General features: G+C 50.4%; 16 protein-coding genes and 3 pseudogenes. 17 read left to right on the top strand and 2 right to left on the bottom strand.

Annotated elements, in window-relative coordinates; genetic code table 11:
- Nucleotides 1–54: 54 nt before the first annotated feature.
- The 12 genes and pseudogenes from LA360_RS31895 to LA360_RS12660 form a co-directional block, all read left to right on the top strand.
- Nucleotides 55–570, top strand: a pseudogene (locus LA360_RS31895) (transposase); the annotation flags it as partial.
- 93 nt (nucleotides 571–663) lie between these two features.
- Nucleotides 664–1,110: pseudogene (locus LA360_RS31280) on the top strand (dihydrodipicolinate synthase family protein); the annotation flags it as partial.
- A 107-nt stretch (nucleotides 1,111–1,217) separates the two neighbouring features.
- Nucleotides 1,218–1,560: pseudogene (locus LA360_RS12700) on the top strand (electron transfer flavoprotein subunit beta/FixA family protein); the annotation flags it as partial.
- A gap of 361 nt (nucleotides 1,561–1,921) precedes the next feature.
- Nucleotides 1,922–3,376 carry an IMP dehydrogenase gene (gene guaB, locus LA360_RS12695; protein ID WP_022201408.1) on the top strand — a complete coding sequence of 485 codons (1,455 nt, stop codon included), beginning with the start codon at nucleotides 1,922–1,924 and terminating at the stop codon, nucleotides 3,374–3,376.
- A gap of 120 nt (nucleotides 3,377–3,496) precedes the next feature.
- Complete coding sequence (locus tag LA360_RS12690) at nucleotides 3,497–4,531, top strand: NUDIX domain-containing protein (protein WP_112482049.1); 1,035 nt, start codon at nucleotides 3,497–3,499, stop codon at nucleotides 4,529–4,531.
- Nucleotides 4,532–4,642: 111 nt separating this feature from the next.
- Nucleotides 4,643–4,822: a hypothetical protein gene (locus tag LA360_RS12685; protein ID WP_112482048.1), complete on the top strand. Its 180-nt coding sequence runs from the start codon at nucleotides 4,643–4,645 to the stop codon at nucleotides 4,820–4,822.
- A gap of 271 nt (nucleotides 4,823–5,093) precedes the next feature.
- Nucleotides 5,094–6,707: a serine hydrolase gene (locus tag LA360_RS12680; RefSeq protein WP_112482046.1), complete on the top strand. Its 1,614-nt coding sequence runs from the start codon at nucleotides 5,094–5,096 to the stop codon at nucleotides 6,705–6,707.
- 314 nt (nucleotides 6,708–7,021) lie between these two features.
- Nucleotides 7,022–7,147, top strand: coding sequence for a hypothetical protein (locus LA360_RS29680; RefSeq protein ID WP_263870229.1), 126 nt, complete (start codon nucleotides 7,022–7,024; stop codon nucleotides 7,145–7,147).
- Nucleotides 7,148–7,366: 219 nt separating this feature from the next.
- Nucleotides 7,367–8,770, top strand: coding sequence for a sensor histidine kinase (locus LA360_RS12675; RefSeq protein ID WP_089776546.1), 1,404 nt, complete (start codon nucleotides 7,367–7,369; stop codon nucleotides 8,768–8,770).
- A gap of 12 nt (nucleotides 8,771–8,782) precedes the next feature.
- Nucleotides 8,783–10,012: a response regulator gene (locus LA360_RS12670; protein WP_022201412.1), complete on the top strand. Its 1,230-nt coding sequence runs from the start codon at nucleotides 8,783–8,785 to the stop codon at nucleotides 10,010–10,012.
- Between the two features lie 48 nt (nucleotides 10,013–10,060).
- Nucleotides 10,061–11,080, top strand: a complete 1,020-nt coding sequence (locus tag LA360_RS12665) for a TRAP transporter substrate-binding protein (protein WP_022201413.1) — start codon at nucleotides 10,061–10,063, stop codon at nucleotides 11,078–11,080.
- Between the two features lie 31 nt (nucleotides 11,081–11,111).
- Nucleotides 11,112–12,200 carry a type I phosphomannose isomerase catalytic subunit gene (locus LA360_RS12660; RefSeq protein WP_112482044.1) on the top strand — a complete coding sequence of 363 codons (1,089 nt, stop codon included), beginning with the start codon at nucleotides 11,112–11,114 and terminating at the stop codon, nucleotides 12,198–12,200.
- Here the strand turns inward: LA360_RS12660 and LA360_RS12655 are convergent.
- Nucleotides 12,197–13,207 (bottom strand): LacI family DNA-binding transcriptional regulator, encoded by a 1,011-nt coding sequence (locus tag LA360_RS12655; protein ID WP_022201415.1) that lies wholly within the window; start codon nucleotides 13,205–13,207, stop codon nucleotides 12,197–12,199. The genes LA360_RS12660 and LA360_RS12655 overlap by 4 nt on opposite strands.
- 277 nt (nucleotides 13,208–13,484) lie before the next feature.
- Here LA360_RS12655 and LA360_RS12650 point away from each other — a divergent pair, with 277 nt between their 5' ends.
- The 5 genes from LA360_RS12650 to LA360_RS12630 all read left to right on the top strand — a co-directional run bounded on the left by LA360_RS12650 (nucleotide 13,485) and on the right by LA360_RS12630 (nucleotide 17,843).
- A complete protein-coding gene (locus LA360_RS12650) occupies nucleotides 13,485–14,546 on the top strand; it encodes a C4-dicarboxylate TRAP transporter substrate-binding protein (protein ID WP_112482042.1) in 1,062 nt (353 codons plus the stop codon).
- 40 nt (nucleotides 14,547–14,586) lie between these two features.
- Nucleotides 14,587–15,069, top strand: coding sequence for a TRAP transporter small permease (locus LA360_RS12645; protein ID WP_022201417.1), 483 nt, complete (start codon nucleotides 14,587–14,589; stop codon nucleotides 15,067–15,069).
- Nucleotides 15,069–16,358 carry a TRAP transporter large permease gene (locus tag LA360_RS12640; protein WP_022201418.1) on the top strand — a complete coding sequence of 430 codons (1,290 nt, stop codon included), beginning with the start codon at nucleotides 15,069–15,071 and terminating at the stop codon, nucleotides 16,356–16,358. Before LA360_RS12645 ends, LA360_RS12640 begins: the two co-directional genes overlap by 1 nt.
- A gap of 235 nt (nucleotides 16,359–16,593) precedes the next feature.
- Nucleotides 16,594–17,088: a helix-turn-helix domain-containing protein gene (locus LA360_RS12635; RefSeq protein WP_089776580.1), complete on the top strand. Its 495-nt coding sequence runs from the start codon at nucleotides 16,594–16,596 to the stop codon at nucleotides 17,086–17,088.
- Nucleotides 17,058–17,843 (top strand): transposase, encoded by a 786-nt coding sequence (locus LA360_RS12630; protein WP_112481403.1) that lies wholly within the window; start codon nucleotides 17,058–17,060, stop codon nucleotides 17,841–17,843. Before LA360_RS12635 ends, LA360_RS12630 begins: the two co-directional genes overlap by 31 nt.
- On the opposite strand, the gene LA360_RS12625 is transcribed toward LA360_RS12630, so the two are convergent.
- Nucleotides 17,844–18,293 (bottom strand): EAL domain-containing protein, encoded by a 450-nt coding sequence (locus LA360_RS12625; RefSeq protein ID WP_242997679.1) that lies wholly within the window; start codon nucleotides 18,291–18,293, stop codon nucleotides 17,844–17,846.
- Between the last annotated feature and the right edge of the window lie 26 nt (nucleotides 18,294–18,319).

Genomic DNA, 18,319 nt, shown 5'->3' with positions numbered 1-18,319 from the left:
GTGCAGCAGTCCATTGATTCCCTGGACTCCAAACTGGATGAGTTGGTTGCTCCTTATGAAAATGCTATTTCCTTGCTCTGTACCATTCCCGGAATTGACAGGGCTTCCGCCATTACCATCATTTCCGAGATTGGTACTGATATGACACAGTTTAACTCTTCCGAGCGGTTATGCTGCTGGGCGGGCCTGACGCCCGGCAACAATGAATCTGCCGGTAAGAAGAAGTCTGTTCGGATTACACGTGCCGGAGTCTACCTCAAACCAGCACTGGTGCAATGTGTCCATGCTGCCGTAAAATCCACGACTACTCCTTACTACAAAAACAAATGCGAACGCATTGCCAAAAGAAGAGGTAAAAAGAGAGCAAAAATCGCCATCGCAAGGATGCTCCTGACTGCTGTTTACCAGATGCTTTCAACTGGAGAAACATGGAATCCATGCGATTTATATAAAACTGATATGCCGCAGAAAATGCAGGATAAGCAGAAAGCCAAAGCTGTAAAACAAGCCCTGAAACTGCTCGTATCAGAAGGAGTGATTTCTTCTGAATCCATACCAACAGCAGTTTGAAATTTTCAGTTTGTAGGATACCTTGTATTAGTGCGCCCTTTTTTAAGAGCAAAAGTTATATTTTTCAACCTATCCTTTATAATGATAGTACGAGCAAAGGAGCTGGTGGATGACGGTACCATACAGTGCATCAAGGCAGCTCACGGCGATCCCAACAGGGTACATGAACTGAACTACCACTGCAAGGATGACCTGACTGTATTCTACGGACATGACTATGCTGCCATGGAAGGCCTCTTAGCCGGAGAAGACGGCTGGCTGTCAGGCTTCCCGGCCGTACTTCCAAAACAGTGCCGCAGACTCCAGAATGCCTGCTTCGCAAAAGATGTGGATGCAGCCATCGCAGCCCAGAACAATATTTAGCCATACATTGATTATTTCTTCTATGATAAGGTCAACGGGGTTCCCCACTGGCAGGAAATCTGCAAGTACACATTACAGGCACAGGGCCTGGATGTAGGTCTGCCCCGCAAGCCATTGGGCGAACTGGATGACGCCAATAAGAAAAAGATCGAGAAATTACTTGCAGACATGGAGTAATTGACGAAAATGTAATAGGGTACGGTCATTTATGATATCGGTGCATGTATTGGAAACAGGTGATACATGTACCGATTTTTTAAGGAGAGGGATTTACGAAATGTGAAGTGTGCGTTAAGCAGGTGCCGGATACCGCCAATGTGGAGGTGGACCCGGTGACCGGAGTGCTTAAGCGGGACGGAGCCCAGTCAAAGCTGAATCCATATGATCTTTATGCCATGGAATCTTCTCTTGGGATGAAAGAGCGCAGGATGGGGGAGTATGATCTGATTCTCTGCGGCAAACAGACCACGGATGGGGATACGGCGCGGGTTGGGCCGGAGGTGGCCCAGTGGCTGGGAATACCCCATGCATCCAATGTCCTGGAAATCAGGGAGACAGGACCTGGATGGATATGAACAGATACAGGCCATGGATTTGCCATGTCTGATTACCATGGATATGGATCTGGCCTGTACAACCCTGACACAGATAGCAGTGATGTTTGTCATTATAACTGCCGGTATCCTGTGCAGCCGCTTCGGAGTCATCCTGGAGGCGGCCTGGCTGTAGTGTCTTTGGCGGAGATGCCTTCTTTGACGGAGATGCCCTCTTTGATGGAGATATCCCCGGAGCGGTTCCGTGGGAGGATATTAGAATGGCTGATGGAACCCTATTAGTAAAATCAATGAATATTTCTCTCTGTTTTGGTTTGACAAGCCAGATAAAATTTGCTAGTATAAGATACTAATAAGAAACGGACAGTTCACGGACTATCAATATTCTGGCAAAACATATCAAACCAAACACGCAGAAAGAGAGGAAATTTATAATGGGTACAATTATCGGCGAAGGCATAACCTTTGATGATGTGCTTCTGGTACCGGCATTTTCAGAAGTGATTCCCAACCAGGTAGACCTGACCACACATTTGACCAAGAAGATTAAACTGAATATCCCGCTGATGAGCGCCGGCATGGATACGGTAACAGAGCACCGCATGGCCATCGCTATGGCCAGGCAGGGAGGTATCGGTATTATCCATAAAAATATGTCCATTGAAGCCCAGGCAGAGGAGGTGGACCGGGTAAAGCGTTCTGAGAATGGTGTTATCACAGACCCGTTTTTCCTCTCGCCGGAGCACACCCTTAAGGATGCTAACGATTTGATGGCAAAATTCCGCATATCCGGCGTGCCCATCACAGAGGGCAAGAAGCTGGTGGGCATCATTACCAACCGCGATTTAAAGTTTGAGGAGGATTTTGACCGTCCCATTAAGGAGTGCATGACCACAAAGAACCTGGTTACCGCCAGGGAGGGCGTTACCTTAAAGGAAGCAAAGGCCATTCTGGCAAAGGCAAGGGTGGAGAAGCTGCCAATTGTGGACGATGATTTTAATTTGAAAGGCCTCATTACCATCAAGGATATTGAAAAGCAGATTAAATATCCATTGTCCGCAAAGGACGCACAAGGGCGTCTTCTGTGCGGCGCTGCCGTGGGAATCACTGCCAATGTGCTGGAACGCGTGGGAGCACTGGTGGACGCAAAGGTGGACGTGGTGGTTCTGGACTCCGCCCATGGCCATTCTGCCAATGTAATCCGCTGCGTGAAAATGATTAAGGACGCATATCCGGACATTCAGGTAGTGGCCGGAAATGTTGCCACGGCAGAGGCCACCAGAGCACTGATTGAGGCTGGGGCTGATTCCGTCAAGGTAGGTATCGGACCTGGCTCCATTTGTACCACCCGCGTGGTGGCAGGCATCGGCGTGCCTCAGGTTACGGCAGTGATGAACTGCTACAGCGTTGCCAGGGAGTACGGCGTACCCATTATCGCGGACGGAGGAATCAAGTACTCCGGCGATGTGACAAAGGCCCTTGCGGCAGGCGGCAGCGTGTGTATGATGGGAAGCATTTTTGCCGGATGTGATGAGAGCCCGGGTACCTTTGAGCTGTACCAGGGACGTAAGTATAAGGTATACCGCGGCATGGGCTCCATCGCTGCCATGGAAAACGGAAGCAAGGACCGCTATTTCCAGACAGATGCAAAGAAGCTGGTTCCCGAAGGCGTGGAAGGACGCGTGGCTTATAAGGGAATGGTGGAGGATACCGTATTCCAGCTCTTAGGCGGCCTGCGCTCCGGTATGGGATACTGCGGTGCCCAGGACATCACGACCCTTCAGGAGACAGCCCGGTTTGTAAAGATTTCCGCTGCGTCCTTAAAGGAGAGCCATCCTCATGATATCCATATTACCAAGGAGGCTCCCAACTATTCAATTGAAGAATAGGGATGTGGGAATAAAGATCGAAGCGTAAGGAGAATAGGTTTATAATGATACCCGTCGAAACTGCTCCGACGGGTATTTTAGATCGCCGGTATGGGCGGACTCTAACGGGAGGACAGGCATATGGAACAAAAAAGCAGGCTGACAACGCTTTGCTATATAGAAAATGAGGGGGCATATCTGATGCTCCACAGAATCAGCAAAAAGAACGATGTGAATAAGGATAAGTGGATTGGAGTAGGCGGGCATTTTGAAGGGGACGAGAGTCCGGAGGACTGCCTGCTCAGGGAAGTGAGGGAGGAGACAGGCCTCACCCTTACCTCCTGGCGGTTCAGGGGGTTGGTAACCTTCAAGGCTGAGGGCTGGGATACAGAATACATGTGTCTGTATACAGCGGACAAATATGAGGGAGAGATGATTACCTGCAACGAGGGGACGCTGGAGTGGGTGAGGAAGGAGGATGTGCTGTCACTGAATCTGTGGGAGGGGGATAAAATCTTTTTTAAGCTGCTGAATGAGGATGCCCCCTTTTTTTCACTGAAGCTGGCTTATAAGGGAGACCGGCTGACTGAGGCTGTCCTGAACGGAAAACAGATGGAGCTGTTTGATGTTCTGGATGAGGACGGAAAGAAAACAGGAGTGGTACGGGAACGGAGCCTGGTCCACATGGACGGGGTTCCCCGCGGGACCGCCCATATATGGGTTGTGAGGAAAAATGAGGATAAAACATACGACCTTCTGTTGCAGAAGCGGAGCCGGGGAAAGGATTCCTACCCGGGATGTTATGACATTTCCTCGGCAGGCCATGTGCAGGCCGGAGATGAATTCCTGCCGTCCGCCATCAGGGAACTGAAGGAGGAGCTGGGGATTGAGGCCAGGGAGGAGGACCTGGAATTTGCGGGGTTTCACAAGGGATATATGGAAGACATGTTTTACGGAAATATGTTCAGGGACAGTGAAGTCAGTGCTGTGTATGTGTACAGGAAAACGGTGGACGCGGACCAGCTTACCCTTCAGAAGGAAGAGGTGGAGAGCGTCATGTGGATGGAACTTGGCCAGTGTGTGGAGGCGGTGAAAAATCACGGGATTCCCAATTGTATATATCTGGATGAACTGGAGATGATTGAACGGTATTTGTGCCGGAGCCAGGAGAAATAGTAGATAACAGGATACAGGGAGCGCGAATGGACATTAGGCATACCGCCGAGGGGAGTTTATTTTCACCTAAACCGTCGTATAATGAAAAAAACACAAAGGAGGTAAGTGCAGATGCGATGTCCAAAATGTTCAGGCCAGATGGAAATAAACCGAATCAGAACACACCTTGTATGGGTGGATGAACCGGACCGTATTTCCGATTCCAAAAACCAGCTGGGGCCAACAGTCGCACATGTATGCAGGGAATGCGGATACATAGACTTTTATAGAGATATGACATCCGTGAACTAAGGCATGTCTGTGCTATGCTCCGGAGCGGTTATGAAACACATTCCGGCAGGAGGGCAGGATAAGGCATAACGAAACAATGGAATGAAGACATGGGGAACCACTGTATAACGGAATGTGGGAGGATGGAAAGAAAAATATCTGCCTGTGCAATTAAAGAAAAAATATATATATCGTAAGTTTATCGTCAGAAATAGATGTTTTTTGTAACCATGAAGTATGGTATAATATCTCTAGTTTTGTTCAGAATGACCTGCTATATGGGAGAGATATTATGAGACTTAAGAAATGGAAATCATTTTTATGTATATGCACCAGCTGCACCCTGTTAATGAGTACAGCAGCTTCAGCTAATCCGGCCGCCATCACGCCTTTGGAAGAAAGTCAGGTATCTTCCTTTCAGTCCGGGAACCAGACCTATGACCAGGCAGCGGTTTCGTCCCAGGGACCGGGTTCGGAATCCGGAAGTGATGGAGGGGTCATTTCATCTGACGGGCCATCCTCGGCCGGAAGTCCGTCCCCATCCGGAAGTCCGTCCCCAACCGGAAGCCCGTCTCCGTCAGGGAGTCCGTCTTTATCCGGAAGTCCGTCGCGGAATCCGACAGCTGGCCAGGCTGCCGGGGGGAACAGCGGGGGTGCTGTATCACCTGGAGAAACGGCAGGAACAGCGTCCGGGACTTTTGACCAGACAGCCGCGGCTTCCGTGCAGAAGCCGGAGATAGCTTCGGAGGGAGCCGTGCTAATGGATGCTGCCGCGGGAACCGTCCTGTTTTCCAAGAACGGGGACAAACAGTTCTATCCCGCAAGTATCACCAAGCTGATGACAGCCCTGCTGGTGGCGGAGAACTGCAATCTGGATGACAAGGTCACATTTTCAGCAACAGCTACCACGAACCTGGAAGCGGGCGCTGTATCCATCAATATGACGGCAGGGGATGTGATGACTGTGCGCCAGTGTCTTTATGCCCTGCTTCTCAAATCAGCTAATGAAGTGGGAAATGCTCTTGCGGAACATGTGGCTGGCAGCAACGCCAAATTTGCGGAGATGATGAACGCCAAGGCAGCGGCCTTGGGATGTACCAATACACATTTTACAAATCCTCACGGCCTCAATGACTCCAACCATTACACCACACCCCATGATATGGCTCTGATTGCAAGGGCAGCGTTTCAGAATGATGTGGTGAAGACGGTGGCGTCCACGCGTACATATACGCTGCCTGCTACCATAAAGAATCCTTCCGGGCTGACCGTGACCATCGGACACAAGATGCTGAACCCCAACGACGCCAGGTATTATCCGGGCGTTATCGGAGGAAAGACCGGTTATACGTCCAAAGCGGGAAATACACTGGTGACGGCAGTGGAGAAGGACGGAGTCAGATTGATTGCCGTCATCATGAAGAGCAAATCAACTCATTATACGGATACGAAGGCATTGTTCGATTACGGATATGAACTGGTGAAGGCAGGTGCTTTAAGCGGCAGCGGAAGCAGTACAGGCAGTTCAAATAACGCGGGCACGACGGGCAGTTCTTCCGGCACGGGAAATGCCGGTCCGGGAACATCCTCAGCCAAGGGCTGGGTACAGGACAGCAACGGATGGTACTATGTGAAGGATAATGGAGCCAAGGCCGCCAATGAGTGGGTTACGGTAGACGGAGTTTCCTACTGGATTGATTCCAATACATATATGGCCAAGGGATGGCGCCAGGTAAATGGCAAATGGTATTTCCTGCGCTCCAACGGAGCCATGGCCAAGAACCAGTGGGAAAAGGTGGAAGAAAACGGCCAGTGGTTCTATCTGGGCGCGGACGGCGCCATGCTGACCAATACAACCACACCGGATGGATCGCGGGTGGATGAGAGCGGGGCGTGGGTGCAGTAGACTTTATATATTACTATGATTATATGTGCGGTAGATGGTTGAAAAGTCATCTGCCGAATTTTTCAATTATGATGTACTGAGGGAAAATCGGAAGTACAGCATCGTACAAAATATAGTTCTGCTCGGATTTATATTCCAGGAATCACGTTTTTGGACAGTGAGGAATCCGCGCCCGTCACTCTGCCTGTTCCGGAGGATTATAAAGAATTAAGCGAAACCATTCCGTGGAGAGACGGTTCTGTGCGTATACTGGGCATCACCAGATATAGGAGCCCCAGACGGCGGAAAACCGGAAGGGACAGGGAAATGCTAAAGTGGGGGACAGGCCGGCGGTATACATCGATGTGACGGCAGCGCATGAAGATAAGGAGCTTGCGTTAAAGGGTCTGCTCTGCCAGAGAAAGTTAAGCGGGGGCGGATGGGAACGTGAACGAAGATAACACTGAAATTCCATGGGGCGGCGTTTTACTGGACTCAGCCTTATGAGATGGAGATTGCAAAAGACAAAATAGTATGAAGCCGGATATTCATGTCCGCCGGCAAGCCGCCAACAAGTCAGACTCAGTCTGACTTGTTTTTCTTCCACTCCCGTTGTAGAATAACCTCAGAAGAAAAATCTCCCAAGAAAAAATCCCCTACAGAAAAGTGAGAAAAGATTCATGAAATCCATACGAAAAGAAATAACAAGGAACCATCTGATTCTGCTGCTGGTGGCCTTTATCTTCATAGCCTCCAATGCCCTTGTGAATGTGGACTCCTCCCGCCGCTACAACGGGCTTTTACAGGATTACCAGCAGGTAAACGGGCTGCTGGCAGTCAATAACAGGAGACAGACCTATTTTAAGCTGTACAGCAAGAGCCACGACGAGGGAACGCTTAAGCAGTATTACGACGAGTGCGGGTTGTTTGACAGCCAGCTGCGGGGACTGGATGATAAGATGCAGAATGACCGGAAGTGCAAGATGATGTACCGGATTGTGGGTCAGGTAGCTGAGTACAGGCGGGAGATGGCGGAGTCCTACATCCGGCCTGACGGGGACTATTATCCCAGCCTGATGGCTGATTTGGACGAGGTGGATTTGGAGATTGAGCGGTGCCTGAACCAGTTGATGAGCCAGTACCTGGAGTACCTGAACACTGCCTTTGCCAGCCACAGCAGGACGCTGGGACTTACAAACAGTATACTGATCGTGTTTTTCATGGCAGCCAGCCTCTTTGGCATGGTGCTGAACCATCAGATGAGTACCAGTATCCTGAATTCCATCAAGCGGCTGACGGACGCGGCCAGGGAAATTATGAACAATAATCTGGAGGCAGCGGATATTGAGGAGACGCCTTATGCGGAGCTGAACCAGGTATCCGCCACATTTGACCAGATGAAGCGGCAGATCAGGACCATGATTACGGAATTACATGAGACCCACCAGATGAAGGAACGGCTGGCTGAGGCGAAGATACGGGAGCTGCAGATGCAGATGAATCCCCATTTCCTGTTTAATACCCTGAGCCTGGTAATCCGCAGTATCCAGCTGGGAGAACGGGATACCTCCATCCAGCTGGTCAAGGCCATCTCCAAAATCCTGCGAAGCAGCATTGAGATCAATACGGTATCCATCCCGCTGGACGAGGAGATTGAGCTGCTTCAGTCATACCTGTATATACAGAAGCTGCATTTAAAGGGACGGGTGACCTTCTGTCTGGATGTTCGCAAGTCATTTATGGGCGAGGATGTGATGATTCCGCCGCTGACAATCCAGCCTCTGGTGGAAAACAGTATCCAGCACGGGCTGAAGGACCGGGTCAGCGGGGGGAAGGTGGATATACTGATTACTGAGAAGCCTGATTATATTGAGGCTGTGGTGGCGGACAACGGCGTGGGATTTCCGAAGAACCCGGACCAGCCCTCGCTCCGGGAGACGCCCATCCCCAAAACCTCCATCGGACTGAAAAACGTGGAGGAACGGTTAAGGTTATTTTATCGGAAAGAGGACGTGCTGCAGATTGAGAGGACGGAGGGAATTACGAAGATTACGCTGAAGCTTTATAAATCAGACAGGCATTAGGAGGAAAGGGTTATGTTGCGTGTAATATTGGCAGATGACGAGCAGTACGAGCGGAATTATCTGGAGAAGGTCATAAAGGAGAGTTATCCCGGTCTGCTGGAGATTGTCTGCAAGGCAGTGGATGGTATGGATTTGCTGGAGAAGCTGGAGGAGTGCAAGCCCCAGATTGTGCTTTTGGACATCAAGATGCCGCGGATGGACGGGCTTAAGACAGCGGAGGAGGTGCGCAAAAGGTATCCGGATATCCAGATTGTGCTGATATCCGCCTACAGTGATTTCTCCTTTGCAAAACAGGCAATCAAGCTGGGGGTGACGGATTATCTGCTGAAACCCTATTTGGACTCAGAGCTGAGAGAGACACTGGATAAGGTCATTGCACGGGTAAGGGAACGGGAGGACACCTTATCCATGCTGTCCTATTCCAATTATCTGGCGGAGGATGGAGAGGCGGCTTTTGATTTCTACCGGGATTTGGAAAAGGATTTGCTGTGGGATGTGTTCTTTGGCCGAAGGGACAGGGATAAGCTGGAAAAAGAGTTTGCCATGTGGGGGGTGGGAGCCGGGTGGTTTAAGGTAGTGCTGATTTCCAGTCCGGCCCTGATTAACATGGGAGGATTTTCCCAGGAGGTGCTGAAAAATTATTTTCACATGGCAGGGGTGACTGTGCTTAATAGCATCTGGATGGACCAGATGGTTATCTGCCTCTATTCACAGCAGCAGGATGCGTTTACGGAGCTGACCGGCTGTATTACCCGCGCCAGGGATTACCTGGCAGAGGAGAGGAAGATTCCTGTGGCCTGCGGTGTCAGCGGCGCTTATGAAGGCATGGAACGGCTGACGCAGGCTTATGGGGAGGCTGCGTCCTTTATCAGGGAATATTCCGCGCAGGAGGCGCGCCTTGCCTTTGACAGCATGACGAAGGGCATGAAACGGATCTGCGGCCTGGAGGAACGGATTATCCGGTCCCTGTCAAGGGAGAACCAGAGCCAGACCAGCGATCTTCTTACAGAGATGATTGAGGAGCTGGAGACGCTTTTAGGATATCAGGATGTTTCGGTAAAGCTGAATTTTGGCCGCAGCCTGATGACCATTATCCGGGGAATTAACCAGATACCGGGTATACGGGTCAAGACCTCAGAGGCAGCCAGACGTTTTGAAAAGCTGGGACAGCTGAATTTTAACGGGGATAATTTAAAGTATCATGTGGACTATTTTTCAGAAATGAAGATTCAGAGGGAATGATGTTTTGGAAGAATCAGGAAATGATTGGCCCGGGTCAGGAGGAACGAGTTGAAAAAACAGTTGTTGATAGGGGCCGCGGCTGCTGTGCTGATTGCAGGACTGGCGGGCGGCTATGGGATTTTGGGAAATAAGGGAGCCGCGGGAGCGGACAATGAACCGGAGATCGTGCTCTGCTACGGCGAGGTGAATCCGGAAGGCCATGTGCTGACAGATTCGGCCCAGTATTTTGCTGACAGGGTCAGTGAACTCACAGGCGGCAGGGTGATGGTTGAAATCTATCCCTCCGGCCAGCTGGGGGACGATGCGCGCTGTTACCAGTCCATGGAGATGGGAGCTTTGGATTTGTACCGGGGCAACAGCATGTCTCTGGCGGACAGCGGGAATCCCATGATGTCTGCCCTGGTGCTGCCCTATGTTTTCCGGGACAGGGACCACTTCTGGAAGGTGTGCGGCAGTGACCTGGGCAGGGAAATACTGGATAATATCCAGGACTGTACAGGAATGATTGGCCTGGCTTATCTGGATGAAGGGGCCAGGAACTTCTTTACCACCGACAGGCCGGTCCGCAGACTGGAGGATATGAAGGGACTGAAAATCCGGGTCCAGGTGGCGTCCATGATGGGCGACACCGTGGAAGCGCTGGGGGCGGAGGCAGTGCCCATTGCCTATGCGGAGCTCTATACGGCCCTGGAGTCAGGGACCATTGACGGGGCGGAGAACCCGCCGGTGAGCTATTATTATAATAAGTTTTATAAGGTTGCCCCTTATTATGTGAAGGACAGGCATACCTATACGCCCGGAGTGATTCTGGTGAGCAAAATCACCTGGAAAAATCTTAAGGAGGAATATCAGGACGCGCTGGTACAGGCTGCAAAGGAGACCCAGGAGTATAACAGGACAGCCATAGAGGAAGCGGACCGGAAGGCATATGAGGCGCTGGAGAAGGAGGGGGTCATCATTCTTGAGCCCGAGGATCCGCAGGCCTGGATCCAGGCAATGGAGCCGGTATACCGGAAATACGGAGGGGAATATCTGGACCTGATTGAAAAGATCCGGCAGATACGATAGACACATACACTATGACAGGAGGAAGGCCGCGATGGCAACAGGACTTATGAAACTGCCCGAAAACAGGGTACGGAGAAATTACACAGGGGGAGCGGGAATTGACCGGCTCCATGGAAAAGCCCGGTGGGCGGACAACAATATGCCGGAGGAATGGGTGGGCTCCATGGTGGAAGCCTCCAATCCGGGAATGGAACCCATAGCACACGAGGGACTGGCCGTGGTGGAGACCGCGGATGGACCCAGATTCCTGCGGGACATAATAGACGATGACCGGGAGTTTTACCTGGGCACTGCCGCCTGCGGGGAGGGAGGCTGGCGCCTCAGCTTCCTGTTTAAAATTCTGGATTCAGCCATGCGGCTCCACGTACAGGCCCATCCCGCCACCCGGTTTGCCAATGAAGTGATGGGAATGCCCTATGGAAAGCTTGAGTGCTACTATATTCTCAATGTAAGGGAGGGCATCAGTCCATACATCCGCCTGGGATTCCAGCATACGCCCGGAAGGGACGGCTGGAGGGAGATTGTGGAGAAACAGGACAAGGCCCGAATGGACGGCTGCTTTGAGAAGATTCCGGTACAGGTGGGGGAGGTCTGGTATATTCCGGGCGGAATGCCTCATGCCATAGGCGAGGGAATTACCATGCTGGAAATTATGGAGCCATCTGATTTGGTGGTGCGGTGCGAATTTGAACGTGAGGGAATCGTTGTGCCGGAGGACGGCCGGTTCATGGGACGGGGGCTGGATTTTTGCCTGGATATTTTTGATTATACAGAGTATTCCAAAGAAGAAATCATGGAAAAATGCAGGATAGAGCCCCGGGTACTGGAGGAAACAGACGCCTTCCGGCGGGTGCGCCTGGTGGATGAAACCCTGACCTCCTGCTTCTTTGTGGAAAAACTGGAGGTGACCGCACCGGCTTTGGTAAGATATAACCAAAAATTCAATCTGGGTGTGGTGTGTGCCGGAAGCTGCGCCATGGAACAGAATGGACAGGTGCTCAGTCTGAAGGCAGGGGACAGCTTCCTGATTGCAGCCGGGGTGGAGACATACCAAATCCGGCCGGAAGGCAGCGCCCAGCTGGTGATGGTGTATCCGGGAAAGGATATGAACACGCTCTAATCCAAATTCAGGTTGCGCACGGAATTGCGGATAATCAGGGAAGCTTTTAATATGGGAAGCTCTGCCCGGACGCCGGATTCCAGATAACCATGGATGAAGTCAATGGCGGTTCCCGCCAGCTTGCGGACAGGGACGCTGACCGTTGACAGGGGCGGCGTCACAAAATTGGCCATGATACAGTCATCGTAGCCGAATACGGACAAATGGTCCGGAATCCGCAGCCCAAGTATATAACAGGCCCGGTAGATATTGAAGGCGGTCATGTCATTGCAGGCAAAGATCCCCTCAGGGCGGTCGGGTTTTTGGAGCAGCTGCAGGATCCGGCCGGGAGTAGTCCCCATATCCTCCGGGTTAACGTCAAAGAGCATGTGGCCGGGACGGCAGTCCAGCCCGTGCTCCCGGAGGGCCTGGGCCATGCCGTCATAGCGTTCCCGGTAGGTGAGGTTGTCAAAGCTCTGGAAGATGCCGCCGATATTTTTGTGCCCCAGCTTAATCATGTAGGAAACCGCCTCGTAGGCGGCTTTTTTGTTGTCCAGGCGGAGACAGTGTTCCATGTCATCCTCGTAAGAACGGTTTAAATACACATAGGGGATGTCATACTTTGCCAGGTTCATGATATGGTCATGCTGGCTGGTGACAGGGGTAATGATGACCCCCGCTATGTCCATTCCGATTAAATTTTCTAATATCTGTTTTTCTTTTTCCAGACTGTATTCCGTGTTGTTCAGGTAAATGATATAGCCTTTTTCTGACGCGCAGGACTCCAGGTACTGTTCCAGCTTGGTGTAGTAGATATTGGTCAGGGAAGGCAGGACCAGGGCCAGGGCCTGTCGGCGTCCGGTCTTCAGGTTGACGGCCAGGGTGTTGGGGCGGTATCCCAGTTCTGCAACTGTTTCCAGTATTTTCTGTTTTGTCTCTTCTTTCAGGTATCCTTTGCCGGAAAGGGCGCGGGATACCGTGCAGACGGAATAGCCGCATTTTTTTGCCACGTCTTTGATTGTTACCATATTCCGGTCCACCTCCCTGTGATTCTCTGAAAATGTATACACAGCTATTGTAAAGGTTTCTTGAAATAATGTCAAAATGAAAGCGGAAAAAAAGCGGGAACTTTTAAAAAATAATTTGAATTGTGAATACTGCATAAAAATAACGTTAAAATTCTGTTAAACTTTTTTGCAGAAAATGCTTGATGGAAAATATGTAAACGTTTATACTAAATGAGGAAAATATGTAAACGTTTAGCGAAAGCTGTTACGCTGGACAACTTAAGGAAAGGGGATAACAATGAAAAAGATAGTATTATTAGCAGGTGTTCTTACCGCGGCAATGATGGCAATGACTGCATGCAACGGCATGCCGGGTATGGGAAATACTCAGCCAGCTGCAACACAGGCCCGGGGAGGGGACAGCAGTGAGGCTGCCGCAAGTGATGACAAGGTATATGAGTTAAAGATTTCCACTTCCCAGACAGAGCAGGCCCTGATTACCAGGAACTACCAGAAGCTGGCTGATGTGTTAAATGAGAAATCAGGCGGCAGGCTGAAGGTAACCGTGTTCCCGTCCGGTCAGCTTGGCAGTGACGAGGACGTGCTGGAGCAGGCCATCCAGGGCGCCAATGTGGCTGTTAACACCGATGCTTCCCGCATGGGACAGTATGTGAAGGATTTCTCCATTCTGATGATGGGCTACTTCGCAGATAACTACGATGAGTGCTATAAGATAACACAGACCGATACATTTAAGGGCTGGACAGATTCCCTGTCCAAGGATCACGGAATTAAAATCCTGTCCTTTACATTCTACGACGGCCCGCGTCATTTCATGACCAACAAGCCAATCAATACGCCGGATGACCTGAAGGGCATGAGAATCCGTACCATCGGACAGGAAGTATGTACCGAGACGATCCAGGCCATGGGCGCCACTCCGATTTCCATGTCATGGGGCGAGGTTTACAACGGAATCCAGTCCAAGGCATTGGAGGGCTGCGAGGCACAGAACACATCTACATATCCATCCAGACTGTATGAAGTGTGTAAGTATCAGTCCAAGACAGGACATTTCCAGCTGATGCAGGGATTAATCTGCGGCCAGAGCTGGTTTGAGAGCCTGCCGGAAGATTTACAGACACTGCTGGTTGAGACCTCCATCGAGGTTGGCCAGGAAACAGCTGCTGACGTAATGACAGAGGCTGACGAGGCTGAGAAGGCAATGGTTGAGGCAGGAATGACCATCGTAGAGCCGGACCTTGCGCCATTTAAGGCAGCCGTTGATCCTGTATATGAGAAACTTGGCTATGCTGAACTGAGAGATAAACTGTACAAGGAGATTGGTAAGACCAATTAATCCCCGGGTACTTTCCGCAATACAGAAAGGAAGCTTTTAAATGAAAAAAATTTCTGCTGTTATTTTAAAGACAGAGGAGCTTCTGGCCGGTGCAATGTTATGCATGATTGCCGTTCTGGTGTTCTGGTCCGCAGTGGCCAGAACCATCGGAATGCCGGTGAACTGGGCCCAGGATGTTTCGCTGCTGGCATTTGGATGGCTGACCTTTATCGGCTCTGATATCATCATCAAGAGCGGCGGCCTGATTCGAATCGACATGCTGTCCAACCGGTTCCCCAAGGCGGTCCAGAAGACTCTGATGCTGGTGTTTGACTTTTTCATGCTGCTGTTTTTATTGATTCTGATTGTTTACGGATTCCTGCTGGTGTCCCAGAGCTGGAACCGTACCTTTAATACCCTGAAGATGAGCTATGCCTGGTGTACCCTGGCGGTACCGGTGGGCTCCCTACTGATGTTTTTCAGCATGATAGGCAAGGTGCTCGGTGATATCAGGAAACCAATGAAAGAATGGGGGGTTAATTAGTGTTAAGTGCGGTTGGATTTTTCTTAATTCTCCTGTTCCTTGGAATGCCGGTGGCCTTTGCGATAGCGGTGTCCGGATTTTCCTTCTTCCTAATGAGGCCGGAGATTCCGTGGACCATTCTGGTGCAGAAATCCCTGTCCACCACCCAGTCCTTTACCATGCTTGCGATTCCGCTGTTCATTTTTGCCGGTAACCTGATGAACAACACCGGCATCACATCCCGTCTGGTAAAGCTGGCAAACGTGCTGACCGGCCATATGTACGGTTCCATTGGACAGGTTTCCGTGGTTCTCTCAACCCTGATGGGCGGCGTATCCGGTTCCGCGGTTGCGGATGCAGCCATGGAATGCCGTATCCTTGGGCCTGAGATGACAAAGAGAGGCTATGCACCGGGCTGGGCCGCTGCAATCAACTGTCTGTCAGGACTGATTGTAGCCACAATTCCGCCGTCCATGGGCCTGATTCTGTACGGAACCGTGGGCGAGGTTTCCATTGGACGCCTGTTCGTAGCCGGATTCCTTCCAGGTATCATTATGTGTATCTTCATGATGCTTGCCACCTCCTGGTCCGCGCGCCACTACGGATATCAGCCGGACCATGATAAGCCATCACCTCCAGGGGTTATCATCAAGTCCTGTTTTGAGAGTATATGGGCGCTTATGTTCCCAATCCTGCTGATTGTGCTGATTCGTTTCGGCGTCATGACCCCGTCGGAATCCGGTGCCTTTGCCGTGTTCTATGCACTGTTTGTAGGTATCTTCATTTATAAGGAACTGAACCTTGAGAAGTTTAAGAAGTGTATCGTGGACAGCGTAAAGGATTTATCCGTGATTACCATGATTCTGGCTTTCTCCGGCATATTCAGCTACGGCGTTGTATTTGACCAGCTGCCAAAGACTTTGACAACTCTGCTGGTAGGTCTGACCAGCAATAAATACGTGCTTCTGCTACTGATTTTAATTATGCTGACTGTGTTCGGTATGTTTATGGAGACTACGGTCATCACCCTGATCGTTACCCCGATACTGATTCCAATTATCACACAGTACGGCATTGACCCGGTTCACTTCGGCATCATCATGATGACCATTGTTACCATGGGCTGTTCCACGCCTCCGGTTGGAGTTGCACTGTACACCTGTTCCAATATCATGGACTGTTCGGTGCAGGAGACCACGAAGTATTCGCTGCCGTTGTTCATAGCTATCCTGGCAACGCTGGCTATCTGCGTATTCTTCCCGGATTTGGTGCTGTTCCTGCCGAATATGATTTATGGTACGGGTATGTAATCCGTTGTTTTATAAGTCCTGCATGGGCTGCCTTAAAAGGGCAGGCCGCGCAGGGCTTTTTGTATTATTATTTCTTGCTTGAAAGACAGGCTTTTACAGAGGTATCTTCTATTTCCACCGGTACCTGCCTGTTGACAGACTAGTACAGCATTGCCAAAATAATAATGAATAGACGTTGCTTTTTTATTGTAGTCGGTGCATAATAATTCTATCACTAAAGAATGGATGGGTTATTATGCGAAGGAAAACAATTGATACTATCCCGGTTTTATCTGATGCCATGAAAAACATATTATCTGCTTTTTCAAAAAGCCGCTCCCTTCCGTCAGGACTGGTCAAAAGAGCCAGCATTGTCCTGCTTGCGTCACAGGGGGAACTCAACCAGAATATTGCACCACAGGTCGGGCTTCATTATAATAATGTTGCCACCTGGCGCAGTCGGTTCCTCGCGGCGCTCCCAGCCTTGCGGAGGATTGAAATGGACGACCCGAAAAAGCTTGAAGATGAGATACGGGCAGTCCTGTCCGATAAAAAACGCCCCGGTGCCCCGTCTGTTTTTACGCCGGACCAGATCATGCGGATCATCGACCTTGCCTGCAGCAGCCCAAATGATTTTGGGTACGAAGTAAGCCAGTGGAGTCTCCCGCTGTTAGTGGCAGAAATTAAAAAGCAGGGGATCGCTGAACAGATTTCTGAGAAATCTGTCAGCCGTTTTTTAAAAATGAGGTAGATTTACATCCCCACAAAATCCGTTACTGGCTTCATTCTTCGGAAAAGACGGAAGCCCCGGAATCTTTTGCGCGGAAAGTAAACGAAATCTGCGGCCTGTACCAGAGTGCCCAGGAACAAAGCCGGGAAGGTGCACACATTGTTTCCACGGATGAAATGACCGGGGTACAAGCGCTGGAACATAAATATCCTGACAAGCTCCCATTACCCGGCCAGTGCGCCAAAATGGAGTTTGAGTATATCCGCCATGGCACGACCAGCCTCATCGGGTTCTTTGATGTTGCAACGGGCCGTATGGAAATGCCGTATTTAAACTCCACACGCACAGAAGAGGATTTTGTGGAAGCCGTGAAAGCATTGGTAGGGACAGACCCGCAAGCCCCATGGACATTTATATGCGATGGCCTAAACACCCATAAATCGGAAGCCCTTGTCCGCTTTGTGGCAGAAGCCTGTGCCCTTGGCGTGGAACTGGGCAAAAAAGGGAAAACAGGGATCCTTAAAAGTATGGAAAGCCGAGCGGATTTCCTGCATGACCCTTCCCACCGGATCCGCTTTGTCTATACTCCGAAACACAGTTCCTGGATGAACCAGATTGAGATATGGTTTGGCATCATTAACCGGAAGCTGCTGAAGCGGAAAAGCTACCTATCAATAGAAGAACTGGAAGCAAGCATCCTGCGCTTTATTGAACAATACAATCTTACAGCACACCCATTTAAGTGGACATATGCCGGGATACCATTAGTAATTTAATCACTGATATTTAAGCAATGCTGTACTAGGATAAGCTCTGAAGATCAAGCGGCGGATGGCCGGCATGGGCCGGTCAAAGAAATAACCCTGAAGCAGGGTAAAGGAGTGGTCAAGCTTTACGGAACCCACGGGTAGGTTTCGGATCAACAGCAGTATGGAGTAGGCAATCCCGAAATCATCCAGGGAAATGCGAAAACCAAATGACCGCAGTTTCTCAAAACACCCGGCCAGGGTGTCGAAATCGTCTGCCCTTGAACTCTTTGTCAGTTCAATGCAGAGATATCCGGGATTCAGCTCATATTCATTGGCTTTCTGAATCAGGTAATCCACAAACCCCGAATCCTTAAACTGAAGATAGGATACATTGAAACCAGCCATCAGTTCCGGAAAATCGGTCTGCCACTTTCTGGCTTTTTGGAATACCTGGTCTACGATGAAACGCCCTACCACATGTATATCTCCGCTGTATTCCAGTT

The sequence above is a fragment of the Enterocloster clostridioformis genome (assembly GCF_020297485.1).
Taxonomy (GTDB): domain Bacteria; phylum Bacillota; class Clostridia; order Lachnospirales; family Lachnospiraceae; genus Enterocloster; species Enterocloster clostridioformis.
The sequence above is the reverse complement of the archived record's forward strand: the minus strand, read 5'-3'. Positions and strand labels throughout refer to the sequence as shown.

Coding starts and splice junctions, on each gene's coding strand:
- LA360_RS12675 (WP_089776546.1), top strand. CDS start 7,367: ATGAAATCCATACGAAAAGAAATAACAAGGAACCATCTGATTCTGCTG.
- LA360_RS12650 (WP_112482042.1), top strand. CDS start 13,485: ATGAAAAAGATAGTATTATTAGCAGGTGTTCTTACCGCGGCAATGATG.
- LA360_RS12635 (WP_089776580.1), top strand. CDS start 16,594: ATGCGAAGGAAAACAATTGATACTATCCCGGTTTTATCTGATGCCATG.
- LA360_RS12685 (WP_112482048.1), top strand. CDS start 4,643: ATGCGATGTCCAAAATGTTCAGGCCAGATGGAAATAAACCGAATCAGA.
- LA360_RS12670 (WP_022201412.1), top strand. CDS start 8,783: ATGTTGCGTGTAATATTGGCAGATGACGAGCAGTACGAGCGGAATTAT.
- guaB (WP_022201408.1), top strand. CDS start 1,922: ATGGGTACAATTATCGGCGAAGGCATAACCTTTGATGATGTGCTTCTG.
- LA360_RS12690 (WP_112482049.1), top strand. CDS start 3,497: ATGGAACAAAAAAGCAGGCTGACAACGCTTTGCTATATAGAAAATGAG.
- LA360_RS12655 (WP_022201415.1), bottom strand. CDS start 13,207: ATGGTAACAATCAAAGACGTGGCAAAAAAATGCGGCTATTCCGTCTGC.
- LA360_RS12645 (WP_022201417.1), top strand. CDS start 14,587: ATGAAAAAAATTTCTGCTGTTATTTTAAAGACAGAGGAGCTTCTGGCC.
- LA360_RS12660 (WP_112482044.1), top strand. CDS start 11,112: ATGGCAACAGGACTTATGAAACTGCCCGAAAACAGGGTACGGAGAAAT.
- LA360_RS12680 (WP_112482046.1), top strand. CDS start 5,094: ATGAGACTTAAGAAATGGAAATCATTTTTATGTATATGCACCAGCTGC.